This window comes from Algoriphagus lacus (assembly GCF_003583985.1).
GTDB classification, from domain to species: domain Bacteria; phylum Bacteroidota; class Bacteroidia; order Cytophagales; family Cyclobacteriaceae; genus Algoriphagus; species Algoriphagus lacus.
Map to the genome: position 1 here is coordinate 45,859 of NZ_QXML01000005.1, position 25,933 is coordinate 71,791.

22 protein-coding genes are annotated in these 25,933 nt (G+C 45.0%); 7 read left to right on the forward strand and 15 right to left on the reverse strand.

Annotation, left to right across the window (positions count from 1 at the left end; all coding sequences use genetic code 11):
* Window positions 1–99: 99 nt before the first annotated feature.
* From D0X99_RS11105 to D0X99_RS11165, 13 genes are all read right to left on the reverse strand, one after another.
* Window positions 100–621, reverse strand: a complete 522-nt coding sequence (locus tag D0X99_RS11105; protein WP_119477902.1) for a GNAT family N-acetyltransferase — start codon at window positions 619–621, stop codon at window positions 100–102.
* A 73-nt stretch (window positions 622–694) separates the two neighbouring features.
* Window positions 695–1,252, reverse strand: coding sequence for a TetR/AcrR family transcriptional regulator (locus D0X99_RS11110; RefSeq protein WP_147392223.1), 558 nt, complete (start codon window positions 1,250–1,252; stop codon window positions 695–697).
* Window positions 1,253–1,345: 93 nt separating this feature from the next.
* Window positions 1,346–4,342, reverse strand: a complete 2,997-nt coding sequence (locus D0X99_RS11115) for a PAS domain S-box protein (protein ID WP_119477904.1) — start codon at window positions 4,340–4,342, stop codon at window positions 1,346–1,348.
* A gap of 218 nt (window positions 4,343–4,560) precedes the next feature.
* Window positions 4,561–5,262, reverse strand: coding sequence for an outer membrane beta-barrel protein (locus D0X99_RS11120; RefSeq protein ID WP_119477905.1), 702 nt, complete (start codon window positions 5,260–5,262; stop codon window positions 4,561–4,563).
* 316 nt (window positions 5,263–5,578) lie between these two features.
* Window positions 5,579–6,121 carry a TetR/AcrR family transcriptional regulator gene (locus tag D0X99_RS11125; RefSeq protein ID WP_147392224.1) on the reverse strand — a complete coding sequence of 181 codons (543 nt, stop codon included), beginning with the start codon at window positions 6,119–6,121 and terminating at the stop codon, window positions 5,579–5,581.
* A gap of 132 nt (window positions 6,122–6,253) precedes the next feature.
* Window positions 6,254–7,579 carry an OprO/OprP family phosphate-selective porin gene (locus D0X99_RS11130; RefSeq protein WP_119477907.1) on the reverse strand — a complete coding sequence of 442 codons (1,326 nt, stop codon included), beginning with the start codon at window positions 7,577–7,579 and terminating at the stop codon, window positions 6,254–6,256.
* Window positions 7,580–7,638: 59 nt separating this feature from the next.
* Window positions 7,639–8,853: a porin gene (locus D0X99_RS11135; RefSeq protein ID WP_119477908.1), complete on the reverse strand. Its 1,215-nt coding sequence runs from the start codon at window positions 8,851–8,853 to the stop codon at window positions 7,639–7,641.
* A gap of 54 nt (window positions 8,854–8,907) precedes the next feature.
* Window positions 8,908–10,368 carry an aspartate ammonia-lyase gene (locus D0X99_RS11140; RefSeq protein WP_199708074.1) on the reverse strand — a complete coding sequence of 487 codons (1,461 nt, stop codon included), beginning with the start codon at window positions 10,366–10,368 and terminating at the stop codon, window positions 8,908–8,910.
* A gap of 90 nt (window positions 10,369–10,458) precedes the next feature.
* Window positions 10,459–11,511 carry a type II asparaginase gene (locus tag D0X99_RS11145; RefSeq protein WP_119478153.1) on the reverse strand — a complete coding sequence of 351 codons (1,053 nt, stop codon included), beginning with the start codon at window positions 11,509–11,511 and terminating at the stop codon, window positions 10,459–10,461.
* 61 nt (window positions 11,512–11,572) lie between these two features.
* Window positions 11,573–12,925 (reverse strand): anaerobic C4-dicarboxylate transporter family protein, encoded by a 1,353-nt coding sequence (locus D0X99_RS11150; protein WP_119477909.1) that lies wholly within the window; start codon window positions 12,923–12,925, stop codon window positions 11,573–11,575.
* Window positions 12,926–13,492: 567 nt separating this feature from the next.
* Window positions 13,493–15,493, reverse strand: coding sequence for a glycogen debranching protein (locus D0X99_RS11155; RefSeq protein ID WP_119477910.1), 2,001 nt, complete (start codon window positions 15,491–15,493; stop codon window positions 13,493–13,495).
* Between the two features lie 134 nt (window positions 15,494–15,627).
* On the reverse strand, window positions 15,628–17,796 hold the full coding sequence (locus D0X99_RS11160) for an acylase (protein ID WP_119477911.1): 2,169 nt from the start codon (window positions 17,794–17,796) through the stop codon (window positions 15,628–15,630).
* Between the two features lie 63 nt (window positions 17,797–17,859).
* Window positions 17,860–18,747 (reverse strand): aldo/keto reductase, encoded by an 888-nt coding sequence (locus tag D0X99_RS11165; RefSeq protein WP_119477912.1) that lies wholly within the window; start codon window positions 18,745–18,747, stop codon window positions 17,860–17,862.
* Window positions 18,748–18,897: 150 nt separating this feature from the next.
* Here D0X99_RS11165 and pfkA point away from each other — a divergent pair, with 150 nt between their 5' ends.
* On the forward strand, window positions 18,898–19,872 hold the full coding sequence (gene pfkA, locus D0X99_RS11170; RefSeq protein WP_119477913.1) for a 6-phosphofructokinase: 975 nt from the start codon (window positions 18,898–18,900) through the stop codon (window positions 19,870–19,872).
* A gap of 1 nt (window position 19,873) precedes the next feature.
* A complete protein-coding gene (locus D0X99_RS11175) occupies window positions 19,874–20,209 on the forward strand; it encodes a hypothetical protein (protein ID WP_119477914.1) in 336 nt (111 codons plus the stop codon).
* On the opposite strand, the gene miaA is transcribed toward D0X99_RS11175, so the two are convergent.
* Complete coding sequence (miaA, locus tag D0X99_RS11180; RefSeq protein WP_119478154.1) at window positions 20,197–21,105, reverse strand: tRNA (adenosine(37)-N6)-dimethylallyltransferase MiaA; 909 nt, start codon at window positions 21,103–21,105, stop codon at window positions 20,197–20,199. The two genes, D0X99_RS11175 and miaA, sit on opposite strands and share 13 nt — an antisense overlap.
* A gap of 131 nt (window positions 21,106–21,236) precedes the next feature.
* On the opposite strand from miaA, the gene D0X99_RS11185 reads away from it, so the two are divergent.
* From D0X99_RS11185 to D0X99_RS11205, 5 genes are read left to right on the forward strand one after another with little or no spacing between them, the layout of a single operon-like run.
* Entirely contained in the window at window positions 21,237–21,989 is a 753-nt protein-coding gene (locus D0X99_RS11185) for a response regulator (protein WP_119477915.1), read from the forward strand.
* Complete coding sequence (locus D0X99_RS11190; RefSeq protein WP_119477916.1) at window positions 21,986–22,363, forward strand: response regulator; 378 nt, start codon at window positions 21,986–21,988, stop codon at window positions 22,361–22,363. Before D0X99_RS11185 ends, D0X99_RS11190 begins: the two co-directional genes overlap by 4 nt.
* Window positions 22,364–22,366: 3 nt before the next feature.
* Window positions 22,367–22,645 (forward strand): hypothetical protein, encoded by a 279-nt coding sequence (locus tag D0X99_RS11195; RefSeq protein WP_119477917.1) that lies wholly within the window; start codon window positions 22,367–22,369, stop codon window positions 22,643–22,645.
* The gene (locus tag D0X99_RS11200; RefSeq protein ID WP_119477918.1) at window positions 22,642–23,406 is read left to right on the forward strand and encodes an MBL fold metallo-hydrolase; all 765 of its coding nucleotides are present in this window, start codon (window positions 22,642–22,644) and stop codon (window positions 23,404–23,406) included. Before D0X99_RS11195 ends, D0X99_RS11200 begins: the two co-directional genes overlap by 4 nt.
* A complete protein-coding gene (locus D0X99_RS11205) occupies window positions 23,406–24,986 on the forward strand; it encodes an NFACT RNA binding domain-containing protein (protein ID WP_119477919.1) in 1,581 nt (526 codons plus the stop codon). The genes D0X99_RS11200 and D0X99_RS11205 overlap by 1 nt, the downstream gene beginning before the upstream one ends.
* Window positions 24,987–24,993: 7 nt before the next feature.
* On the opposite strand, the gene D0X99_RS11210 is transcribed toward D0X99_RS11205, so the two are convergent.
* Window positions 24,994–25,770, reverse strand: a complete 777-nt coding sequence (locus tag D0X99_RS11210) for a LytR/AlgR family response regulator transcription factor (protein WP_119477920.1) — start codon at window positions 25,768–25,770, stop codon at window positions 24,994–24,996.
* Window positions 25,771–25,933: the final 163 nt, after the last annotated feature.

Here is a 25,933-nt window from a genome sequence, read left to right on the forward strand (position 1 = left end):
TAAAAAAGGAGGGGACTTTCCTGATCTTCCATTTAATCATCGGAAACGATTGAGGAAAGTCCAAAAAGCGACTAATCCTAACGCTTAAAAAGCGGGGTCTTACCTCTTTGAATAATTTGGATTGATCCAAGCCATGGGAATATCCGCTTCGAACGTTCCATCACCCCGATCTATTCGCTGTTCAAATCTTCCCTCCTGCTTGAATCCAAGGGATTCATAAAATCGAATGGCCTTGGAATTACTTTCTCTGGAGATCAGTTCGACCCGCAGAATGTCCGGACGTGAAGTTGCTACCTCCTCCAAAAAAGCGGAAAACAGCGCCTTTCCCACACCTTTTCCCTGAAAATCCGGATGTACAGCGATCGTCAATTCAGACAATACATGTGAAAAAACCTGGGGCTGGAGCTTATGGGCATGTATTTCCGCTACAATATCCATCCCGGAAAGCGCAATCAGGCTTAGGCCGGTTTCCTTTGCTTTTCGCTGAAAATCTTTGACATAGTCCCCGGAAATTTCAGCAGATGTACGAGCCAATCCTCCCGGAATAGCAGCGACTTTCTGATAAAGGCCAAGTATTTCCTCCCAATATTCAGGTCTACATTTTCTTATTTTAATGGACATTAGGTCAGTTGGTTAGAATAACAGCCGATTAAATACACACAAGAATTTCCATTTACTGCTTTGTACAAGAATCTCAATTTGAAAATTGCCTGTTCACAAGGGTACTTACCTCTTTAACCAAATCATCAAAAAACCTCGAATTGAAATTTTCTTCAGTTATTCTGGCGTAAAAAGAATCCCTCGCAATGGTCCAAAGCGAAATTGCAACATCACAGGGCACTTGCAAATGATCGCTCCAGACGGGAATTACGGCGCCCACAATTTTGGAATTGAATTGTTGAAAGGTCTTCGCAAAAAGCTCCGTTTCCCGGTTTTTCACCAGTTGCATTTGAAATAGCACGGGATTTTTATAGTCCATCATGATCTGATAAAAATCAGGATCAAAGGTTCCAATTCTTCGAATCCTGTCTGCAATTTCATCTGCACGTTCCAGATGCTCCTTCATCATGGTTTCAAAAAAATACTCCCGATCTCCAAAAAAATGGTAGAACCCGGATTTGTTCTTATTCAACTCTCTGGCCAATCGTTCCACCACAATTCCCGACGGGCCCTCTTTGCAGAAAATTCCATAGCCTGTATCCATCCAGATTTTATAGCTGCCTTTTTTACCCAGCTCAGTTGTTTTTTCCAAGGTTTTTAATTCCATTTTTTCGTGCACAGATTAACCGAAATGCCTTTAGACTATTTTATTAAATTTTAAACCGGAGAGTGAAAACGGACAGTTCTATTTGGGAAGTGTGAAATGAAATGTCGTTCCAATATTCTCACTCGACTCCACCCATATTTTTCCATGGAGATTCTCAAGTACTTTGCGGACTATCGCTAGGCCTATTCCATTTCCCTGGTAATGGGCCCGGGTATGCAAACGCTGAAAAATGACAAATACCTTTTCGGAATACTCCATACTAAACCCTATTCCGTTGTCGCTGATCGAAAACTGCCAGTAGGCCCCCAAATCCTGAGCGGTAATTTTTATGATCGGAGATTGATCAGGTTTTCGGTATTTGATGGCGTTGCTGATGAGATTTCCAAAAACCTGGATGAGTTGGGTTTTATAGCTGTTAACCACAGGAAGGTCATGAAAAACAAGTTGTGCTTTTGACTCTTCAATACTCTTCTTTTGGAGGAGGCTTATTTCCTCAATTATGCGATCCAAGCTTATTTCCTGCTTCTCCTCTCCTCCTTTTCCAACCCGTGAAAACTCCAACAAATCCAGAATAGTACTTCTCATCCGGAATGCTCCGTCAGCGGCAAAATCAATGTATTTATTGGCGCTCTCATCCAATTGACCCGAATACTTCCTTTTCAAAAGCGTCATAAAACTGGTGACCATCCGGAGCGGCTCCTGCAAATCATGAGACGCCACATAGGCAAATTGCTCCAGCTCCGCATTGGATCTGGCAAGTTCCTTTGCCCGGATTTCCAGCTCTTCCACTGCTTTTTTCTTTTCGGTGATATCGTTTCGGATGGTGATGTATTGGAAGACTTTCCCATTCTCATTTTTCATGGGAACAATGGTCGTATCCACCCAGAAGTAGTTCCCGTTTTTGGAAATGTCCTTGATCTCACCCTTCCAGATTTTGCCGGATCGGATGGTATTCCAAAGCTCTTCAAAGAAGGCTTCACTGTGATAATCGGATTTGGTAATAGTTGAGTTGGCACCGATCAATTCCTCCCGGCTATATTCAGTCAGTTGGCACCAGCTGTCATTTACATCGATCACAATACCATCAAGCCCTGTCACCAACACATAAGATGACTGATCCAAGGCTTCCTTGTAGTTTTTTACAGATTGAAGGGATTTGACCAGTTCGATTTCATTAAGCTTTTTCTCGTTGATATCCTGGATACTGCCGTAGATCTTCAGGATATTTCCATTGAGCCGTTCCAAGGTACCAATAGCTCTTACCCATTTTTTATTTCCTTTCCAGGTGATGACCATGAGTTCCAAGTCATATCCTTCCCCGGTAGCGTAGAGATTGGATATTCCTTCTTCCAAGGTTTTGAAACTCTCCTTTTCAAAGAATAATTTGAGCTCATCAAATCGGGGGAAATACACCTCCGACACCTCAAAAATCTGTCTGGTCATGGGAGACCAGAAAAGGGAGTCCTCACCGTTTTGAGAAACGGTGTATTCCCAGTTTCCGGTGAGCGATAGTTTGGTGGCATTTTCCAGCAGTCGAGCCAGTTTGTTTCGCTCGGTCACGTCAAGGATCATGGCCATGTAAAAGGTACTTTCTCCCAGCTGAAAGGAATTTAGACTGACCTCGACATCAATTTCATGACCGTCTTTCTTCACCGCTTTGATGTCACGGTTTTCCATCATCCGCATGGGCCTGGCATTCATGGAATAATTATGCTCGTGCTTGGAATGAACGTGATGGAATCGGTTGGGGATCAGGAGTTGGATGGACTGACCCACTAATTCTTCTTCTGTGTAACCGAAAATTCTGCAAATTTCAGGGTTGACCGTAGAGATCCGCATGGTTTGATCCACGATCAAAATGGCCATGGCAGCAGAGGTAACGATCTTTCTGAATTTCTCCTCGCTTTCCTGAAGCCCCAGTTCGAGCATTTTCTGCTCATTGATGTTTTTGGACAAAAGTCCTACCCCCAATAGCTCTCCACTATCCAAATAAATCGGGATATAGCGTGTTTGAAGCCAGATCTTGTCCCCACTTTTAATTGTATAAGTCCCCTCGGATTCGACCAACTCTCCCTGAAGTGCCCTTTCGAAATTTTCTAAAAAAATCTCTTGTCCATCCTCATAAATGAATCCCAAGAAATCAACTCCAAGAATCATCTCCTTTCCCAAATTAGCCTCAAGCCTTTTTTTGGCGAGGTTATTAAATCGAAGAACAGATCGATTTTTGGATAAAATCACCACGGATTCATTGAGGTTTTCATTTAATGCATTGAAAGTTTCTGCCAAACTTCTGAGTTCCAGTTCTGCAGCTTTCTCAGCTGTGATGTCCTTTCCTCGGAGACAAACACCAACAAGTTCCTCGGATAGATTATAAACCGGAAACAAGTAGTATTCAAACCAATGGGAAACGGAATCCGATACAGTATTGTGCTCCACAAAAAAGCGCTCACCACGCAAGGCGGTTTGAAACCCGTTCTGGTACAATTCCAGGATCTCAGGCATGACAAACTCCCGGTAATCGTTGCCTTTTTGGATATCGACCTTGAAATATTCAAAAAGCAGCTCCTTGGCAAATCGGTTGAATTCCAATACCCGATGATTGGGATCGATCAATACGATCATCTCCGAGGAATTGTCCAAAACCGCCTTAAAAACGGCAGCTTCATTTTCGGAAGTTTTTGATATAAAGCTTTCCAGATTGTTCTTCAGGAAATCCAGCCAAGGCTGAATTTTATCTTCCTCAATACTCTTCTGTTCCAAACCGGGAGCATCAAAAAACAGCAGGAGTCCTTCCATGCTAGGAATAGACAAATCGAATTTCCATGCCTGATACGCCACTAAGGAAATCCCTTCTTCATGCATCACGGGAAATTTTCCCGTAAACCCTTTGTTTTTTGCTTTCGGGATGGAGTCTTCCCAAAGCGATTCGATTGGGGCCAAAATCTGATCCAGATCCGAACTACCATGATAGTAGTCCAGGCAATTTTTCTGGTTCTTCCAAAGTCCAAAATAGCAACTCCTTCCTCCAAAAGAGCTTGAAGCCAGTCGGGCAATATCAGTCAGAATGTGATCCAAAAAGGGAAGAGGTTATCGGTTCAAAGGCAATTCATTTGCAACTAAGGGCCTTTAATACAAACTTCCACGCACGGAAACGCCCCTTTGCTAAATGATGTAAATGAACGGTATTGGAAAAAAGAATTTGATTTCAAAAAAAATGACTCCAGTAGCCGAGGAACCAGCCCGATCCACTCGTTAATCCAGCCAAGGGATTTTAGCAAAAAGAAAAGGCCGGGTCAGTCTTTCTTACCTGCCCCAATCGGAATACGGGCATAGAGGTACAGGCTGGAGTTTTTCAGGTTGTAGGTCTCCGGCTTATAGACATCCACCACCCCGTAGTAATAATTCAATCCTACACTGGCACTGACCGGATTTTTGCTCAGGCGATAGCCCAATCCTCCTACCACGCCAAAATCAAGGCGGGTGTAGTCATCCCGAACGTCTTTTTTATACTCCAATTCGCCTCCAAAATCATCCACCTTGAAGTAGTCATTGGCCTTGGATCGCAAGCCCGGTTGAATTCCCCCTTCGACAAATACTTTCCCCAGACGCTGCTGCCACATGATCGGCACATAAAACACATTGACCTTGGTGGTCAACTCCCCATCGGCATAGACGGCATCAAAATCGGAATCACCGATGGAATAGGTCGGCATCCCGCTGGCTCCCACATTGGACTTGACATGCACTCCCGTGGAAATAAATCCCGTACTGTTTTCGGTCATTTTGATGTGGAAGAAAAAGCCCAGGTTAAAATTATTCAGGCCTTCCGATCCTGGTTTGTCCAGGTACCAAGAGCGGTTGATGCCCCCGTCCAAGCCAAATTCGATTTTTCCGGAATTCAACTCATCTCCGAAAATCGCCACAATCAGCACTTGGGCAGTTGAAGACATGGTAATCATGCTGAACAGGGTCAGGCTAAGAATAAATTTTTTCATAATGAAAATGAGCAAAATGATTTGTTAAAGGTAAAAAATCCACAGATAGAGCCTTTAAACTATGTCGCCTTGACCAAGATAAAAATAATAACTCTTTTATACTTACAGCCGCCAGTATATAACTCGTTAGCCCAAGGATAAAGAATAAGCCACCTACCCAACTCAATAATCTACCCAGCTGCAAGACAGTTACGACTATTTACTTTAGGCAAAAATTTGGGCTTTGGTTTTTCAGATTGGACAAACCTGACCAATGGGTATCTCATTTATCTGGGTGAATTTCCAGACAAGGGAATTCAAAGACGAGTGCCCAACTTTACCTTTGTCCTACAAGGGACACGATATTCCGGAGTTCGGCAGTGAAGGCAGAAATCCATTCTGCAGAAAACGTCTTAAGGGTGACCCGTGAGTAAAAAGAATCCCGCAACAGTCCCCAAAACTTACTAGCCTCCTCCTGGGATACACCCAAATACCTGCCAAAAACAGGGGAAATTACGGGTACAATAAGTTCGTTGACTTTTAGTGCTGTATCGATAAAAATTCTGAATTCCCGGTTTTTGACCAACTGCATCTGAAACAGGATGGTGGTTTTATTTTTGACCATGAGTTGGATATACTCAGGGTCAAAATCCTTGATCAATTTAATCTGCTCCGCATAGGCATGAGCCCTTTCCAAATGCTCTGCCATCAGCGCATTTAAAAAAACATCCTTATCTCCAAAGTAATGGTAGTACCCTGATTTGTTCTTGTTCAAAATACGGGCGAGACGTTCAACTTGCAATCCTTCGTGCCCCTCCTCTGAAAACAGCTCGTAACCGAGTTCGATCCAGCTTTTCTTCGAATCATTAGTTGGATGCATATAAGCTACTTTGACCAATTTATGGTTTCCTCAACTGAAAAACTGAGGTATTTCTCTCGAAATATTGCAATAACAAGGCTGATTTTGAAATTATTTTAGAAAAATAGTTTTAGTCATGCGAAAACTACCGACTCAAAGAATTGCAAATTGGAGTCGGGTTTGGAAAATCTGAGTGGCCCCTTTCAAATTGAATCGGTCCAATACTGCATAGCCATAGGAGAACTCCAATCTCAGGCTACGAGACAGGTACCAATTGACCATGGGGGTAATTCTCCAAAGCTTCCCACCCTGAAGCCGACCTGCATCGAGGTCCAAACTGGAGACACGAAGCAATCCTTCCAGCTCACCCCATCCTCCTTTGAATACGGGATTTTTCACGGGAACAAATGAATAAACCCCGCTGACGGTGCTATAAGGCCGGGAAGCTCCTGTGAAAATGTAACTGACCGCGATGTCACCTCCATGAAAAAGGGGATTGCCTTTTTCCGGAGAACTGAACTTATGCCAATGGTATTCCGAACCGATCATCAGGGGACCATGGGTGTAGTAAAACTCTGCCCCAAAATGATTGGAATGATCGGTATTGAAGTTTTCTGTATCAATAAAAAAGGGTGCTGGATTTGACTCAGGCCGGGATCTTACCCTCATTTCTCCGGCTTCCACTTTTCCATACCGGTAGCTGAAGCCGAGATGAAGCTGTTTTTTCTCCTCGGGAAGAAAAATCGGAAGCCATCCGATCCGGGCTGCGGTTTGCCAGCTGAAGGTGGAAAAGCCCTGACTTTTTGAAAAGTAATCATCATAAATCCCCACATTCCAGACGATCTTTTTCTTGGGCCAAAAGCCTATCCACTTGATCCCATCGGCCAAAATCGGAATCACATCCAAGGCCATCTGCCGCTCCATTGTCCAACCGGCATAGCCGTTCATGACTTTATTGAGTGAATAGCCTTCTTTGGTCCTGCCGACGAAGATGTGACCGGAGATCTCAGGAACGGCAATGGTCACACCCGTCTCGCGCATGAGCCATTCCCGGCTTGGACCATCGTACATCAGGCCTATTTTCCAGGAGATGACCCGTTTGGTGGTCAATTGGCCATTGGCCATGATCCTGAAATCCCGGACTTTCAGTTGATTCTCAAGGGGAGATCCAATGGAATCTAGCTGCTGTCTTGCTACAGCATCCTGTGAAAAAGCTGCATACTCGTAGAGGAAGCCCATTCCTACCCGAAAACTGCTCCATCGGCCGGTGAAAATGTTGATGTTTTTGGGGAATTTCTTCTTTTCCAGCGAATCGATCGGCTCCAAAAATTCCCCCATGGTACCATCGGGAATGATCACTTGGGTTGTGTCCTGGGCTTGGACAGCCTGTGAACAAAAAAAGACCGTCAGGATCAGCCCAGAGGCCAATCCCAACGATCTAATATGACAAAGCGGCCGATTCCAAAAACTCAGGATCATTTGTTTTCAAATTTTTGGAACTAGGGGTCGGTATTGGTAAATGAATCCTGAATTATCGATTAGAAGATCGCAAGTGGGGAAATGAATCCTACAGTAAATCTTCCGGTGGTATAATTCTTGGCTCCAAAACGATCCTGCGCATATTCAGAGTAATCATAGCTTCTGCCCACCCAGTTGGCAAAAAACTTCAAATTGAGGTCATCCCATGGATAGACTTCTACAGCTGGAATAAAGCCCCAGGCATTTCGGATATGCTCCTCTCCGGTGGTATTTTCCGGGTCATTAAAGCTGTTTTTCCAATTGGCAATGTCCAGCATCCCGACAAAGGTCAGGTGAACTTTCTGATTGATCATGTATCGGAAGTTGACCCAGTGGCCGGTGTAAACCGTATTGGCCACTGAATAATTGTACAGGTCATTGGGAATAGTCTCGCTTACGATTCCGGTTCGGTCCAATTCTTCATCACTCCATTTGAAATCATAGATGAATCTGAATTTTGAAGTGATATTGAATTCGTTACCCAAGGCAATGTAATTCATATTGGCACCGTTGCCGGAAGCATCCTGAGCCTCGTTGAACAGAGAGTAAGACCAGATGGTCTTGACCTTTCCGTCAAACAGACTTCCTCTCCAGTTGGCCACAAAGGCCAATGGAGCTTTGGACTCTGAAAAGTTGGGCTGAGCTCCATACAATTCATTGAAGCTTTTGGTTCTGGAATCCAATACCTGGAAAGTCCACTGATTTTTAGGGCTTGCGGTATACGAAAATCCCACACCAGTAAGGAAGTTATCGGCATATTCCACGATATCGGAGTACTCGTAAATGTCGATCGGGTTCCAGTCAAATTCCCAGGCTCCCCAATCAGCACACATCTTACCGGCTGAGATGCTCCATTTATCGGACAAATCAACCCGGATATATGCCAAATCCACAGATCGGCTCAAATTGTCAATGGACTCGGAAGTCTGCGCCCGGGTGTATCGATCACGGAAACGGAAATACACCTTGTCGTGAACTTGTCCCCGGAATTCCAGTCGGAATTGCTCGTTTCTAAACCTGGATTGGACATACTCTCCATCTACAAATTCATTTCGGAAGGCATAGTTCATGTTGGCAATCATGCTCACGTTTTTGAGCAAGCCTTGCTTTTCTTCCGGAATCAGCGTTTTGTAGTAAGTAGTATCTCCTACCTGACGTTCCTGTTTTTGTGCCCACACCAAAGAGGGAAGCATCACAAACACCAACATCCATTTCACCCATTTTAATGCTTTCATAATTTTGTGATTTATAAAGTCAACAAATGATATTCTAAGGCTGGATTTTCCTCCTTATTTCTGTCCGGTCAAGGCCGCAGGATCCAAGAGCTTCTTGATCTGGTCTTCGGTCAACAGCTTCTTTTCCCGGATCAATTCCAAAATTCCCTTCCCGCTTTCAAGTGCTTCTTTTGCGAGTTCGGTGGTTTTTTCATAGCCCAAAACAGGGTTGAGGGCAGTTACAATCCCTATAGTAGTTTCCATGTATCGCTTCAAAACCTCCTCATTGGCAGTGATTCCATCAATGCAATTCTTACGGAACAGCGGCATCAATTTGTAAAACAGAGCCTGGGATTCCATGATGGAGGTAGCAACTACCGGCTCATACGCGTTCAATTGCAATAGACCATCTCGGGAAGCGATACCCACAGTTGCATCATTGCCTATCACCTTGTAGCACACTTGGTTCATTACCTCCGGCATGACCGGATTTACTTTCCCCGGCATGATGGAAGAACCCGGCTGAAGGGCTGGGAGATTGATTTCAAAAATTCCGTTTCGGGGACCGGATGCCAGGAATATCAAATCACTGCTGATTTTTGAAAGGGTAACGGCCAGGTTTTTATAAGCCGCGGAAAACATCACGAATCCCTGCATGCTGCTTGTCGCTGCAATCAGGTCTTTGGGATTGACGAAAGGTTTACCGGTGATTTTGGCGATTTGGGCTACGCATTTTTCCGCATAACCCGGACTTGCTGTCAAGCCTGTACCAATGGCAGTAGCCCCCATGTTTACTTCATATAAATACTCCTCGGATTTGCGGAGGGCATCTATTGCAGCATCGATCTGAAAACCAAATGCGTGAAACTCCTGACCCAAAGTCATGGGTACTGCATCCTGACCTTCGGTACGGCCCATCTTCACCAGATTTTTGAATTCATCACCCTTCTTGTGAAAAGCCTGGGAAAGCAATTCGGCCTCTTTGATCACCTTGTCATTGTGCAAAATCAAGGCAATATGGATGGCTGTTGGATACACGTCGTTGGTGGATTGGCCCATATTGAGATCATCATGCGGCTCAATAAACTGGTATTCACCTTTTTTCTTACCCATCATCTCCAGCGCAATATTGGCCAATACTTCATTGGCATTCATGTTGGCTGAGGTGCCCGCGCCGCCTTGATACAAGTCAGTAAGAAATTGATCATGGTATTTCCCGTCCATTACCGCCAAACAGGCTTTCTCGATGGCGGCCAGCTTTTCCGGACTCATTCTACCCACTTCTGTATTAGCTCGGGCTGCAGCCAACTTTACGATGGCATACGCTTTTACATAGTCTGGATAGAAATTGGTTTTGACCCCGCTGATCGGGAAATTTTCCAATGCACGGAGCGTCTGGACGCCGTAATAGGCGTCAGCCGGAATTTGCTTTTCCCCCAGCAGATCCTTTTCGGTGCGGGTTTGTTGTGCCTGGGTCACCTGAACGCTCATCAGCATCAGCAGGGCCAGTAGTTTAAGTGATAAAATTTTGTTCATTTCAGTGTTTGTTGAATTGGGCAATAGCTCGAAAAGTCAGTTAAAAATTGCGCCCGGATAAGGAATCCGGACGCAATTCAATTCAAGTGATTAATAGGTAAAGAACACCTCCTGAAGCTGCTTCTTATCCTTGGTTCGAGTAAGCGCAAGCATTAATAAAATCCTTGCCTTCTGAGGAGTAAGGTCATCTGAAACGATAGTGCCCAACTCCTCATCGTTGATCTCGTCGTGGAGAACCACCCGTCCGGATGGCGCACGGCTGGCTCGGCAAACGATAATTCCGGCAGCAACAGCTCTCTTCACAGCATCCATGTAAGCTTTGTTGAAATTGCCATTACCCACGCCCGCAATCACGATTCCGTCTACTTTTTTGCTGATCAGGAAATCAATCTGGTCTGCAGGCGCATCGGCATACATGTACACGATATCCACTCTGGGTAATTTGGTGTCTGCGGTGAGCTGAAGGGGCTTAGGTGGATTTACTTCCCGTACTGAGTTGGAATAATATTCAACTCTTCCATCGTATGCCTGACCAATCGCTCCTGTGTTTGGAGAGTCAAATGCATTGGTCTTGGTTGTACTCATTTTCATCACTTCGCGTGCGTCGAAGATTCCTTCGTTGAAACTCACCAAAACGCCTCTTCCCTTAGTCTCAGGGTTAATTGCCACAGTAATGGCGTCATACAGATTTTTTGGTCCGTCTGCACTGATTGCAGTAGCCGGACGCATGGAGCCAGTCAAAACTACGGGCTTGTCGGAAGGAACGACCAAATCCAGGAAGTAGGCTGTTTCCTCCTGGGTGTCGGTACCGTGAGTCACGACGATGGCATCTGCTTCATTTTTTGCATAAATCTCATTGATCCGGATGGCCAGTTTTTTCCAGACATCGATAGTCATGTCCTGGCTACCTACAGATGCAATCTGTTCGCCGGAGATGTTGGCAATTTTCTTTACTGAAGGGATTGTCCCAATCAAATCGTCAATAGGAATTTTACCGGCTGTATATCCGGCACGGTCCGCGGAGGCTCCTGCACCTGCAATGGTCCCACCTGTTGCTAAAATAATTACCCTAGGTAATTGAGCCTGAGCGTAAACCTGAACAGTTATGAACAGGAGTACTAGAATTGAAAGTAGCTTTTTCATAATTGGATTGTTTTTGGATTTGGATGTCATTTGTTGATTTTTCATTTGGATTGGTTAGTGTTTATAAAAGAATAGATTGAAGTAAAAGCCCGGCCAGAATAGAAACAGTGGTGGTAATCAGGCCAGGAAGCATAAAGCTGTGGTTGAGCACATACTTCCCGATTCGGGTAGTACCCGTGCGGTCAAACTCAATGGCCATCAGCAATGTGGGATAACCAGGGATAAAGAAATGCCCGTTGCAGGCCGGGAAGATTCCGATGAGATATGCCGGAGGCAAACCCAAGGAAAGTCCAAGTGGCATCAAGGCTTTTGCAGTTGAGGCCTGGCTGTACAAGAGCATGCTCAACAGAAAGAGGGCGATTGCGAAAGACCAGGGATAAGAGGCCACCAGATCACCCAATGTCTGCTGGATAACAGCGAAGTTGTTGTCCATAAATGTGCTGCTCATCCACACCACACCAAAGACTGCGATGGTAGCCTGTCCTGCTGAGGAAAACAGACTGGCTTTGGTCACTTTTCCGGCAGTCGTATCAGCAAACAAAATGATCAAACCGGTAGCCGCCAGCATGAGGATCATGATCATGGAAGGCATCAGTAAATGGCCGGCTTCATTCACCGCAAAGCCCGGATGAAAATCAGCTTTATTTCCGAATTCGGGCAACAGTTGAGGGAATGACCCGAAAATCACTACAGACATCACGGCCAAAGAGAAAATAATTACCGACTTGACCGCACCAGGAGGGATGGTGGCCACAGTGTTCAGATCTTTGCCCTCCAGATTTTTCACAAAAGCCGGATCCTTCATCCGCTCCAGGAATTCCGGATCTTCGCTCAATTCCTTGCCTCTTTTCCAGACAAACAAAATCCCCACGAACATCCCGATAAGCGTCGCAGGAATGGCAATCATCAGGATATCAAACAGCTTCACTCCGGAAGCCCCAAGTACCGTGAGCATGGCTGCAGCCGCTGCCGAGACCGGACTGGCGGTAATTGCCATGTAGGCCCCGATCACACTCATGCTCATGGCCCGCTCAGGCCGGATCCGGTTTTTGATCGCTACCTCCGCAATGATGGGCATGATCGAATAGGAAATGTGTGCCGTACCTGCAAACAGCACAAAGGCATACGTAATCAGTGGACCGAGAAAAGTAATCTGCTTTGGATTGCTTCGAAGAATTTTGCCTGCTACCTGCACCAGATAGTCCATGCCACCTGCAGCTTGAAGTGCCGCCGCAGCCGTCACCACACTCATGATGATGAGCATCACCTCCAACGGAGGGTCGGAAGGAATCAAGTCAAATACAAAAATCATGATCAGCAAGCCGATCATGCCCATTACCCCCAATCCAATACCCGACATCCGGGCACCGATGAAAATACAGATTAAGACAACTGCCAGCTGCGCAAAAATCATAGGCTATGGGAATAAAGGTTTTGGGGTATTGGGTTCAAAGTTTCCATCGACTCGCTATCAAAAAGAGGTTCAGCTTAAAATTCGGATTCGGAGACCTTTCATTTTACTTATCCCGATTTCACCCGAACACGTATCGAAAGTCCTGAAAACAATGGAGAAAAAGGATGACGAAAGTCAGTTCCAAACAAAAGCTTTATCAAGGCTTCAGTAGCATAAAACATTTAAAAATTGCCTTCAGGGTGCGTATTGGCTTATTTTGTAAGGATTCGATGTTCAATATGTCCAACTGGTCATTTATTCCATGGACGACACCGCCCACGCTAGAACTTTCCTTAAGCTTGGCAAAAAAAGACTCCATAGCCCTATTCTGAGCCAGTGACAGGCTATGACATGACGACAAAAAAACTCAATGAATTCGGGGAATTTACCTACAGCTTGAAAAGGAAATTTCATGTGAAAATATCTGTGGAAATCTGGGGCGTTTTCCGCCCAATTAGCCGGAAATAATTAGAAGCTTTTGGAAGAAAACATCTTATCCTTAAGTGTTGGCAAATCCTATTCCACCACTCATGACACTAAAATCACAATGGAATTGGGCTGGACTATACAGGTAGCACCCTTGAAATCTGGCCCCTCCATCCATTCATAAATATCATTGGGAGAGGATTGATTGGTATCCATCCAGATTTTCCAGGACTTGGTTTTTGGTTTTGGTAATTGAAATTCCAAGGAATTGGAAAAGGCATTGACCATCACATGCATGGTTGTGGTTCCGGCCATAGAAATGACGGTAAATGCCGTACTATGGGAGTTTTCCGACCAATCCGGCTCATTGAGCCGGACTCCATGCCAGGTAATTTCCCCTTTGTCCAAAAACTCCTTTAAGCTCATGGAATTTTCCGGGAGGTTTGCCTCCCTAAGAATCCGCCTGGCGATGAGCATTTTCACAAACCGAAACAGACCTTGATTTTCCTTCACAAGATTCCAGTCAAACCAACTCAGCTCATTGTCCTGACAATAGGCATTGTTGTTTCCCAGTTGGGTCCTTCTGATTTCATCACCCATGGTAATCATAGGCGCTCCCATCGCAAAAAGGGTAACCGCAAAGAAGTTTTTGATCTGTCTGATTCTCCAAGCTTCAATTCGGGGATCGTGAGTGGGGCCCTCCACTCCGCCGTTGTTGCTAAGATTTTCATTGGTACCGTCCAGATTCCCCTCTCCGTTGAGTTCGTTGTGTTTGTGATTGTAGGAGACCAGATCGTTCAAAGTGAACCCGTCGTGACAGGTTACAAAATTGATGCTTTGCTCAGGTTCGCGATCCTGATGTCCATAGAGGTCCGGACTTCCGATCAACCGACTGATAAAGTCTTTTACTTTTCCGTTGTCTCCCCTCAGGAATCCTCTGACATCGTCTCGGAATTTCCCGTTCCATTCTTTCCAACTGTCCCCGATAAACGTCCCCACCTGATAAAGTCCTCCCACATCCCAAGCTTCGGCGATCAGTTTGGTTCCCGCCAATACGGGATCGGATTCGATATCCCAGAGGATGGGTGCATTTTCAAGTGCGTGCCCCTTTTCATCCCGGGAAAGGATAGATGCCAAATCAAACCGAAACCCATCCACATGCATGTATTTGACCCAATAGTTGAGGCTGTCGATGATCATCCTGCGGACGATGGGGTGATTGGCATTGAGAATATTCCCACAGCCTGCATAATTCAGGTACTTCGACTGATCACTTCCCAGCGTATAATAGATTCGGTTGTCAATTCCCTTGAAGCAATAGGTCGGTCCTGCCTCTCCTCCCTCCCCGGTATGATTGAAGACCACATCCATAATCACCTCGATTCCGGCTTTATGCAGCGCCTTGACCATGTCTCTAAATTCATCCATGGCTTTAAGCGGATCCGGTTGGGAACTGTACCCTTGGTGTAGGGAAAAAAAGGAAATCGGACTGTAGCCCCAATAATTGATGTGGCCATTGTCAAGCCTATCCTCAAATTGGAAAACAGGTAACAACTCCACTGCTGTGATACCCAAATCCTTCAGATAGGGGATTTTTTCAATCAATCCGGCATAGGTTCCTCTTTTTTTGAGGGGAACACCAGAGTTTGGATTTTTGGTAAATCCTCCCACATGCATCTCATAGATAACGGTCTGCGAAAATGGCCTCTTGGGATGCTCATCACCTTCCCAATCGTAAGCTTTCAAGTCACAAACCACGCTTTTGGGGCAATCCGGGTTAAAAATGACCGACTTGGCATACGGATCGATCAGCGTTTTGGTCGAGTCAAACCGATGCCCGTCAGATGGGGAAAATGGCCCTTTCATACGATACCCGTAGAGTTGACCTACCTGAAGTCCTGGGACAAAAACATGCCAATAGTGATAGGTTTTGTTTTTATGGGGATCAAGTTTGACTACCAAACAGGGTTCCTTTTCCTTTGGGCCTGAAAAAAGCAGAAGCTCAACCGAAGTGGCATTTTTTGAAAAAACAGAAAAATTAACTCCGCCTTTTTCGAGAGAAGATCCAAGCGGAAAACTTTTTCCATGGAGGGGAAGTGCCATTACTTCTGGTCATTTTATGGGAAGGTCAAGCTACCAGATATCCCATCCCTCTTTCATGATTTCTGTCATTAAAAAACAAGAGAGTCCTCAGAAAATACCATCTGAAGCCCCTCTTGTTTTTGAAAAGTAAGAGACTACTTGGTTCTTTTTCCAGGGTGATAGCGCTCTTCAAGGCGCTTCTCCACATCTTCTTTGTAAAAGGCCACTTCCTTGAAATTGGCATCGGCATAACGCTGAGCCTGGTCGTAGAAATGAGGGGAGGCAGGATCGGAACTTTGCCCCCCGGCAAGGATTGATTTTGCTTTTACCTTATCGCCAAATTCCACCACAGCCACGAAGCTGTTGCCCCGATAGCCATAAAGCCGCTTGGTCCCTTCGAACGTCTTGGCACCATAAGCTGCCAATGCGCCCCAGTTGCCGGAACCCAACCCTACAGGAATGTAAGGCTTGCTGTCATCAAACCCCGCATCAATCGCTCCACTCAAGCGCTGAAGACGGTTGATTTCTCCCCAAGGCGTATTCCAGCTTCCAAAGTCGGCATTCATCTGGTCAATCGTTTGGGTAAAAACCTCCACGATTTCCGAGGAAGTAGGAACCTTGGCTTCAGGGTTGGGACTGATAAAGCGGTTCATGCTTCGGAAAGCCTTCTGGTAATTTTCACCATAAAAGTGCGCAATGGACATCGCCACAGACTCCTTGGAGGTACGGTAATCCCAGCCTTTCAGCACTTCGGTCATTTCCTTGAAATCAGATTTTCCGGATTTGTCCAGCGCGGAAAGCAACTCAGGAATCAGGTATTCAAATGCCGGCAAATACGGATCATAAGCCAACTGAAGAAAGCTATCCAAGTTGAGTTTTTTCACATCTTTCAGAACTTTCACGGCATGAACTCCCCGGTAATTTTCTGCATCAGGAGCCATGTATGTTGGGTAATTTTCTTTTTTGGGACTGAATTCCCCTGCTGCAGTAAAGGGTGTGGAGTTGCAGTTTTGAATCCAGCCGGTACCCGGATTGAGAATCAAAATACTCTCGTCCACGGTATGCAATCCCTGCCAATCCGTAGCCGGATTGCTACCGTCCACCGGCTTGGAGAAGTCAAACTCCGGATTTCGCTTCGGAATAAAATTGCCGTGGAAGTAGGCGATGTTACCCTCTGCATCAGCAAAAACGGTATTGTTTGATGAGTTGGTGCGGATGTTCATCATGTCCTTAAACTCCGCATAGTTCTTCAGTTTAGTTCGGGTATAGCTTTGGGAAAGGGCGTTGACCGGATCCCAGTTGATCTTGGTGGCAACCCACTTGTCTCCTTCCTGATGGGTAATTGGGCCGTGGTGGGTTCGGTACAGGGTAAAGGACTTTTCCTTGATTTCTTGCCCAGACTTGTATTTCAGCGTGATTTGCTGAGTTTCTACTGGTCGCTTTTCCTCCCCATATTTATAGGTAATCGCACAATTTTCCCCTGTTACTTCCTCGACAAACTCATCGATGAAATCCACGAAAGTGGAAGTATGAATCCATCCGGTCTTTTCATTAAAGCCCTGATAAATGAAAAACTGACCCCATGTCACGGCGCCATAGGCATTGAGTCCTTCCTCACTGACCACATGCACTTCCGGACGGAAATAGAAGGAAGTGTGCGGGTTGATCAGAAGCATGGCATTTCCGGATTCGGAAAGGCTCGGAGCGATTGCAATCCCATTGGATCCCTGCGGTTCTTCGGTCAATTTGGCCAAAATCGCCTCAGAGTCTACCATAGCGAGTGAGGAGTCTTTTTCATAGAAAGCTTTGATCCCGTCAGTAGATATTCGCTCGATGTCTCCCCCAATGGAACCTTCGCTGAAAAACATCGGCATCCAAGGTTCATAGCGGGTGATAACCTGCGGCTTGACCTCCGGATGGGTATGGAGGTAGTAATTGATTCCGTCTGCAAATGCAACGCAAAGCGCCTTCAGCCAATCGGGTGCTTTTTCATAAGCGGCTTTGGCCTCGGCTTCGGTCATGTAGAGATTGGCCCGCAAGTCAGAATAGATCGCCTCCTCCCCTTCGAGCTCAGCAAGTCGGCCTGTAGCCCAGATGTAGTTGCCCTCCACCCTTCGGAAATCATCCTCACACTGGGCATAAAGTAATCCAAAGACTGCGTCGGCATCAGTTTTCCCATAAATATGGGGTACTCCAAAATCATCCCGAATGATCTCTACCCGTTCCGCCTGGGCTTCCCAGCGGCTGAGTTCATCACTTGGACTTGGTGCTTGACAGGAAAAAAAGGCAATGAAAGTAAAAACGAGTAAAGAGCTCCTAAACATAGAATTTGGGTATGGGTGGATGCCGAAAGTAAGCGATTTCAAAGGCCTGCGCAAAGGCTTTCTTCACCGGTGTTCCTGGTATTGATTAGCGGGTAATTTCTGTTTCAATTGACGGATCAATTCATCCGGGATGTCCAGACTTTCTTCAAAACCTTTCCAAAGGTTGACCACCTGATCCACTGTACTTGCACCGATCACAAGGGAAGAAACGGCCTTTTCGATCAGTCCAAACCGGATCAACACCGCTTCAGGGCTGTAGCCCAAACTCAGGATCTCTGATTTGATCTCTGCTACTTTTTCTTTGGAAAAATCCAGAAACCCGGAAATGGGCTTATCAATAAGAATCCCTTTTGCAAAGGCGCCCCGTACCAAAACCCGGGAAGTTGTTTTTTCCAACATGGGGAAAACTTCCTCCTCAGGACGACGATCGAGCGGACTGTATTGCATCATGACTGTCGCAGGAGGATAGAGTTGCATCACTTTTCTGATCACATTGGGCCGAATGGATGAGATACCAAAAGCGCGGATTTTTCCCTGGGATTTTAGCAACTCAAAAGCCTCAAGCGTTTCTTCCCAAGGGTCATTGATTGTGCCTCCATGCAACTGATAGAGGTCAAGGTAATCGGTTCGGAGGCGCCGCAAACTTTCCTCTACTTCCTGCAGGATGTATTCCTTTTTGGGATTCCAAGCCCAGGAGATTCCATCCGGATTCCATTGGTTTCCGACTTTTGAAGCAAGAATTACTTGGTCTCTTTTTCCCTGAAGTGCCTTGCCAATATTGGATTCATTTTTGCCTTTTTGGTACATGTCTGCAGTATCAAAAAAGATGATCCCCAGATCCAATGCCATATGAATTATTTTTTCGGCTTCTCCATGGCTTTCCGGCAAAGACATACAACCCAAGGCTAGCGCTGGAAAATGAATCGGATTTTCTTTCGAAAGTTTTACCATGGTTGAATTGTTAAATCCTGAAAAAGAAAACCTCAAATTAAATAACGGTTACATCCCAACCCTTCTTTCTAATTTCGGTTTCTATTCTGAAGATACGATAAGGTATTCGTCCGAGAATAGCTATTTTTGCGGCGCTTAAAACCTATAACCATGAAGAAAATCGCAGTTTTTACCTCTGGAGGAGATTCCCCGGGTATGAACGCCTGCATCCGTGCCGCTGTCCGAACCGGAATCTACCGGGGACTGGAAGTGTATGGAATATACCGAGGCTATGAAGGAATGATCGAAGGCGACATCAAGCGGCTTCAGTCTCATTCGGTCAGTAATATTGTCCAGCGCGGGGGTACTATCCTGAAATCTGCCCGCTCCATGGAATTCAAAACTCCCGAAGGCCGAAAACAAGCCTTCGAAAACCTTAAAAAACTGGGAATTGAAGGGTTGGTAGCCATCGGAGGTGACGGTACATTTACCGGAGCAAAGATATTTTATGAGGAATTTGGAATCCCTACCGTAGGCTGTCCAGGTACGATTGACAACGACATTTACGGGACCGATTATACCATTGGCTTTGATACCGCAGTCAATACTGCCTTGGAAGCGATCGACAAAATCCGGGATACGGCTGCAGCTCACGACCGTATTTTCTTTGTGGAAGTGATGGGCCGTGATGCAGGATTTATTGCCGTAGAGTCAGGAATTGGCGGCGGAGCAGAATTCGTGATGGTTCCGGAAACCAAAACCGACCTGGACCAAGTAGTCAAATCCCTCAAAAACCTACGCAAATCCAAATCTTCCAGCATCATTGTTGTAGCTGAAGGAGATGACTTGGGAAGTGCCGATGAAATCATGCTTCAGGTGAAAGCAAAAATCAAAGATCCAAGCAAAGAGTTTAAAGTGACGACTCTGGGGCATATTCAGCGGGGTGGAAATCCTACTGCACGGGATCGGGTATTGGCAAGCCGTTGTGGTATGGCCGCTGTGGAAGGTTTGCTGGAAGGAAAAACCAACTGCATGGCTGGGGTCATGAATATGCAGGTAGTCTATACTCCTTTTGCGGATTGCATCGGAAAACCCAAGCCATTGATCGCGGACCATTTGAAATTAATTGACATTCTAAGTATTTGATATGGGATACATTCCTTTTTTCCTGACAGTGGGCGGCGCCTGTTTGCTTTTCTTCCTGACGGTAAAAACCACCATGCAACGCAAACTCAACTTACAGCGGGAGCTCCTTTCCCAACTGGGTTTGGCTCATCCGGAGTTGGGGTTGATTTTGGGTGAAATCACCGATCCCGAACTGGCAATGGAGGGTTTGAAAATGAAAAATTCTGACCAAAAAATCCCAAAATCCAGCTTGGAACTTATCCGTCAGCTGAAAGTCAACAAGTACCAATACAACGGATTAATCAAAAAAGCTCCCTACAATTGGGTGGCTAAAATTGCAGGATTTCAGGCGATTTGAGCCTCAATCCAAGCGACAATCTCCTTTTGTTGATCCGGATGAAACCATCGGATCTGCTCATCCCGACGAAACCAAGTCAGTTGACGTTTGGCATATCGTCGGGAATTTCTTTTTAGAAGCCTTACAGCCTCTTCCCGATCATATTGTCCCTCCAGGTATCCAAATATTTCGGAATAGCCGACTGTTTGCAGGGCATTGAGATGACGGTGGGGGAATAGTTGTTCAGCCTCCTCAAACAATCCTGCATCGATCATCTGGTCCATTCGCTGATCTATTCGCTGATAGAGTTCAGACCGATCACGATCCAATCCGATTTTCAGCGATTCAAAATTCCGGACTGCTTTATTTTTGATGCGAAAACTGCTGAATTTGAGTCCGGTTCCTCTAAAAACCTCCAAAGCTCTCATCAGTCGCTGAGGATTCTGACGATCTACCACCTCATAGTATTCCGGATCGGCTTTTTGTACTTCGGATTGAAGCCATTCCAGACCTTTTTCCTCAAAATCTGCAATGATTTGCTTCCTGATATCAGGATCCACATCTGGAATCTCATCCAGGCCATTTACCAGCGCATCGGCAAAAAGACCCGAACCACCAGTCATGATGGCGATATTTGTTTTCTGGAAAATCCCGTCAAGGATGCTCAAAGCGTCTTTTTCAAACTTTCTCACATCGTATTCTTCCCAAATCGACAGGGAATTGATCAGGTGGTGAGGAACTTCCTGCAGCTCAGCCACACTAGGCTTGGCAGTACCCAGGTTCATTTCCCGGTAAAATTGCCTGCTGTCACAGGAAACAATCTCGGTTTTGAATTTTTTGGCTAGATTTAGACACAGGTCAGTTTTCCCAACAGCAGTGGGGCCTACGACCAGGATAAGGAATTTTCGATCTGCCAAAGGTTCAAATTTAATGTCCGGCAAAAATCCAAAGGAATGTTATGAAATCGAGCATGATTCAGGAGTTACAGACTAGGATAATTACCTGCCAATCGAGATTACATGTGGCCGCTAAATAAAATTATATACACATGAAAAGCAAAAGGGTGTTGATTGTGGAGGACAATGATCTGAACCGCATGCTCTTTGAAAATCTCATCGGGCAGCTTTTCAGTTTCACATCAGCAAAAAACGGCCTAGAAGCAGTGGATTTGGCCGAAACCCAGGAATTTGACCTGATCCTGATGGACATCCAGATGCCAAAAATGGATGGAATCACGGCTATGAAAAAAATACGTCAGGGCCATAATCCTGCATGCCCGATTCTCGCAGTGACGGCCTATGCCGAAGAATCTGACAGACACAATTTCTTGGAGCAGGGCTTTGATGACTTTGTCACCAAGCCGATTCGGCCTAGGGAATTTCTTCAACTGGTACAATCCTATTTGAAAGGATCGGGCAAAAAAGCTCAACCCGCTCAAAAGGAAGAGGAAGGGAAAATAATTCTGGACAAGAATGTCGTTGAGCAATTGCTTAAATACAATTCGAAAGCGGCCATTCAAAAAGTCCTGGAGGATTTTTTGGAAGAATGCAAAGAAACCGAACAGCAGGTTTTAATGTATGAAACCAATCCTGAATCAAAGAATCTGATTGAAAAAATCCATAACTTAAAAGGAAACTCAGGCACTTTAGGCGCCCAACGGATTTACTTTTCAGCCCAAAAAGCAGAAGATTTATGGAGAAAAGAAAGATTCCAGGAGTTTTCGGAAGAATTGAAAAATCTAAAAAATGAAATCCGGCAATTCCGTGATTTTTTAAACCAAGAAACTATTTTTGACTCATGAGTGCACCAAAGAAAATCCTTGTTGGAGAAGACAGTTCCATCATCATCAACTTAACCAAAAACGTGCTCGCTTTTGAGAATTACCAGATGAAGTCAGCACGAAACGGAAAGCAAGTGTTAGAACTGCTTGAAAAAGAATCGTTTGACCTGATTCTGATGGATATCAGTATGCCTGTCATGGACGGAGTAGAGTGTACCCGACAGATTAGATCACTCACAGATCCTGTGAAAAGTAAACTTCCGATCATCGCCATCAGCGGGAACATAAACAACTACACTCCGGAGGAATTCAGAAAACTTGGATTTGATGACTTTATCCAAAAGCCACTCGACTACGACAAGATGCTGGCTACTGTCAAAAAATTCCTCAGCTAAATCATGACAATCAAGTACACCAAACATTTTCTGGACAAGCTAGAAAACCTATTTGCAGCCTCCGAATACATCCTGAGGTATGAAAAGGGGAATTTCAAATCCGGGTATTGTGTACTGAAAGACACCAAAATCGTGATCGTCAACAAGTACTTCCCGCTGGAAGGAAAAATCAATGCGCTGATCGATATCGTGAACGAATTGAATCTGAATCCAACGGATTTCAAGGAAAAGACCAATCAGGATTTTCTGAATGATCTCCGACAAACCTCCCTTAAATTTTGAAAGTTACTTTTCTAGGTACAGGTACCTCACAGGGTGTTCCTGTGATCGGTTGTGATTGCCAGGTATGCAAATCGCTCGATTTCAGAAATAAGCGATTCCGGACTTCCATTCATCTGGAAGTGGATGGGGTTTCCCTTGTAGTGGATACCGGACCGGATTTTCGGATGCAAATGCTCCGGGCAGGCATCAAAAAACTTGACGGAGTGCTTTTTACACACGAGCATAAAGACCATACCGCCGGTTTGGACGACATCAGACCCTTTAATTTTTCCCAGCAAAAAGACATGCCGATTTTTGGGAGAAGACAGGTTTTGGACCAGATTCGACAGGAGTACTCTTATATTTTCAGCGACAAAAAATACCCGGGAGTACCTCAGGTGGACTGCATAGAAATCGATGAAAATCCATTCCATATCAACGGAATCGCGATTATTCCAATTCCTGTGTTGCATTACAAACTTCCCGTTTTGGGATTCCGCATTGGAGATTTCAGCTATATCACTGACGCAAATTTCATTTCTGACGAATCAATGAAATTGCTGGAAGGCACCGAAATCCTTGTGCTGAATGCCCTTCAAAAGGAATCTCACATTTCCCATTTTACCCTGGAGGAAGCGGTCCAAGAGGCCCGAAAAATCGGTGCAAAAAAGACCTATTTCACGCATATTTCCCACCGATTGGGATTGCATGACCAAATCGATGCAGAATTGCCTGAGGGAATTGCCTTGGCCTACGACGGGCTGGAGTTAACTTTATCCTGATGCATCTCAATTACCATTTCCTGAAGTACCTCGCACCTGCATTGGATGTCACCTTTGCCGGAAACCGGATTACTGCCTGTTTTTCCCAAAGTAAGGATGAATTGATTTTTGAGACTGAAGGAGAAAATGGAATTCGGTTTATCAGAGCGCACCTCCTTCCTCCCCAAGTTTACTTGAGTTTTCCCCTTCAGTTTCAGCGGGCAAAGAGAAACAGCATTGATTTATTTCCTGAATTGATTGGTGACAGCATTCAAGGATGTGCGGTTTTCAGTTTTGAGAGGGCTTTTTACTTCCAGTTGGAATCAGGGAAAAAGCTGGTTTTCAAGCTTCACGGCAACCGGAGCAATGTACTTTTGTATCAAAATAATGCCGAGGCTCCTTCCCTACTTTTCAGAAATGAAATTAAGGAAGACAAAACTTTGGATTGGCAAAGCTTGAATCTAGCCTTGGATCTGGGACGGGACCGATTTGAAGATTTAAGCGGCAACGCCTCCCAATTCCTTCCTACCCTTGGTATGATACCCCGTGCATGGCTGAAAGAACGAGGCTACCCCGAAGCCGATTTGGAACAGAAATGGTCCTTAATGCAGGATTTGTTGGACATTCTGGATACACCTCTTTTTTCACTGGTGGAGAAAGAAGGGGATATTCACCTCAGCTTGCTTCCGGAATCGAATGCCTTGAAGACTTTCGATGACCCGATTCAAGCAGTAAACGAGTTGTTTTACCAGGCCTTGGTCAAAGGGAATTTTGAAAAAGAAAAGAACCAACTGCTCAAAAGCTATCAGGATCAGCTCAAAAAAACGGAGGCTTACATCCTAAAATCCTCCCAAAAACTGCAGGAATTGCGAAATGCAGCACCTCCCTCCCAACTTGCAGATGTGATCATGGCAAATTTGCACGAGTTCCAAGGTGGAATAAAAGAGGCTGAACTGATGGATTTTTATACCGGAAAGCCGATAAAAGTCACTTTAAAACCAAATCAAAAACCACAGGAACTGGCAGAGTCCCTTTATCGAAAATCCAAAAACCGACAGATCGAGCTGGACCAAATAGACAAAACCATTCAGTCAAAAGAAAAGCTTAGACTGGAACTTGAGGACAAACTGAAGCAATTGAGCGGGCTGTCTGATTTCAGGGGCTTGAAAAGCTATCAAAAAAACCACAAGGAGGACAAAGCACTCAATAAGGAGGTCACCGGATTGCCATTCAAGGTGTTTGAATTCGAAGGTTTTACTATTTGGGTGGGAAAATCAGCCAAGGACAACGATGAAATGCTCCGAGGTTTTGTGCATAAAGACGACATTTGGCTTCATGCCAGGCAAGTCCCCGGTTCCCACGTGGTAATCCGAATGAAAGGGATGACTACCCTACCCAATGCTGTCCTGGAACGTGCGGCAGGATTGGCGGCTTTTTATTCCAAGCTAAAGACCGAAAGCCTTGCTCCTGTAATCTATACCGCGGCAAAATTCGTCCGCAAAGTGAAAGGCTCTGCTCCAGGATCGGTCATGGTTGACCGGGAGAAAGTTGTAATGGTCCCTCCGGTAGGCCCGGATGAAGAAACTGCATCAAAGAAGTAAATCTGTTTTATTGGTTTATCCAGGATTTAAACTCATTCACCCGCTCTCTGGCAACCACAATAATCTCCTCAGTTTTTGCATTCAGAGATAATATCAATCGACCATTATGATACGGTTTCATTTCGATTAGATTATCCAGATTAATAATCATGGATCGGTTGATTCGATAAAACTTATCGGGATCAAGGAGTTCAGATTGAAGCTCATTAAGGGAATGATATACGATAAACTTTTGAGACGAGCCTGACTCAACCAGGAACGTAATCCCTTCCTCAGCAATAAAATAGGCTACATTTTCTACAGGAACGAAAGAAAGACGACTTCCCGATTTGGTTAAAAATCGCTTTTTATACCCTTTGAATGGCCTGTTTTCGAAGGATTTCCCCGAGGAATCTACTCTGGACCTTTTGGAATTAGCAGAGGAACTGAAGGATTCATATTTCTCAAAGGCCCTTACCAATCGTTCGTCAGAGAATGGTTTGAGTAGGTAGTCGACACAGGGAAAATCAAAAGCCCTAAACGCATGCTCGTCGCTATCCGCAATAAAAATGATTGGGATTTTGATTTGAAGATCTTCAAACGCACCGAAACAAAGCCTATCTGAAAAGCGAATGCTACACACGATCAAGTCAAAAATTGAAGGATTAAGCAGGGAATTCTGAAGTTCCTCAGCAGAAGTCACTGGGCCGTTAACTTCCCAATCCGGACAATATTTATTGATCACCTCCCTGATTCTTGCCTGGGAAAGCGGTTCATGTTCTACTAAAAGTAAGTTTTTTGCCATTTTTAAAAAGGTGATTACGCCGAATGATCCTTGATTGGATATTTCAAATCAGCAAGAAAAAGAACTCGGATTTTCTGGATATGTTTAAAAATCAACTTCCGAAATAGGGACGTCGAAGTCTACTCGGTTTTCGAAATGATCTAGAAATCAGCCAAAACACGCA

What these genes read in the sequence shown, in the direction of transcription:
- D0X99_RS11105 (WP_119477902.1), bottom strand. Translation starts at nt 621, where the DNA reads ATGTCCATTAAAATAAGAAAATGTAGACCTGAATATTGGGAGGAAATA.
- D0X99_RS11120 (WP_119477905.1), bottom strand. Translation starts at nt 5,262, where the DNA reads ATGAAAAAATTTATTCTTAGCCTGACCCTGTTCAGCATGATTACCATG.
- D0X99_RS11125 (WP_147392224.1), bottom strand. Translation starts at nt 6,121, where the DNA reads ATGCATCCAACTAATGATTCGAAGAAAAGCTGGATCGAACTCGGTTAC.
- D0X99_RS11130 (WP_119477907.1), bottom strand. Translation starts at nt 7,579, where the DNA reads ATGATCCTGAGTTTTTGGAATCGGCCGCTTTGTCATATTAGATCGTTG.
- D0X99_RS11135 (WP_119477908.1), bottom strand. Translation starts at nt 8,853, where the DNA reads ATGAAAGCATTAAAATGGGTGAAATGGATGTTGGTGTTTGTGATGCTT.
- D0X99_RS11140 (WP_199708074.1), bottom strand. Translation starts at nt 10,368, where the DNA reads ATGAACAAAATTTTATCACTTAAACTACTGGCCCTGCTGATGCTGATG.
- D0X99_RS11145 (WP_119478153.1), bottom strand. Translation starts at nt 11,511, where the DNA reads ATGAAAAAGCTACTTTCAATTCTAGTACTCCTGTTCATAACTGTTCAG.
- D0X99_RS11150 (WP_119477909.1), bottom strand. Translation starts at nt 12,925, where the DNA reads ATGATTTTTGCGCAGCTGGCAGTTGTCTTAATCTGTATTTTCATCGGT.
- D0X99_RS11155 (WP_119477910.1), bottom strand. Translation starts at nt 15,493, where the DNA reads ATGGCACTTCCCCTCCATGGAAAAAGTTTTCCGCTTGGATCTTCTCTC.
- D0X99_RS11160 (WP_119477911.1), bottom strand. Translation starts at nt 17,796, where the DNA reads ATGTTTAGGAGCTCTTTACTCGTTTTTACTTTCATTGCCTTTTTTTCC.
- D0X99_RS11165 (WP_119477912.1), bottom strand. Translation starts at nt 18,747, where the DNA reads ATGGTAAAACTTTCGAAAGAAAATCCGATTCATTTTCCAGCGCTAGCC.
- pfkA (WP_119477913.1), top strand. Translation starts at nt 18,898, where the DNA reads ATGAAGAAAATCGCAGTTTTTACCTCTGGAGGAGATTCCCCGGGTATG.
- D0X99_RS11175 (WP_119477914.1), top strand. Translation starts at nt 19,874, where the DNA reads ATGGGATACATTCCTTTTTTCCTGACAGTGGGCGGCGCCTGTTTGCTT.
- D0X99_RS11185 (WP_119477915.1), top strand. Translation starts at nt 21,237, where the DNA reads ATGAAAAGCAAAAGGGTGTTGATTGTGGAGGACAATGATCTGAACCGC.
- D0X99_RS11190 (WP_119477916.1), top strand. Translation starts at nt 21,986, where the DNA reads ATGAGTGCACCAAAGAAAATCCTTGTTGGAGAAGACAGTTCCATCATC.
- D0X99_RS11195 (WP_119477917.1), top strand. Translation starts at nt 22,367, where the DNA reads ATGACAATCAAGTACACCAAACATTTTCTGGACAAGCTAGAAAACCTA.
- D0X99_RS11205 (WP_119477919.1), top strand. Translation starts at nt 23,406, where the DNA reads ATGCATCTCAATTACCATTTCCTGAAGTACCTCGCACCTGCATTGGAT.
- D0X99_RS11210 (WP_119477920.1), bottom strand. Translation starts at nt 25,770, where the DNA reads ATGGCAAAAAACTTACTTTTAGTAGAACATGAACCGCTTTCCCAGGCA.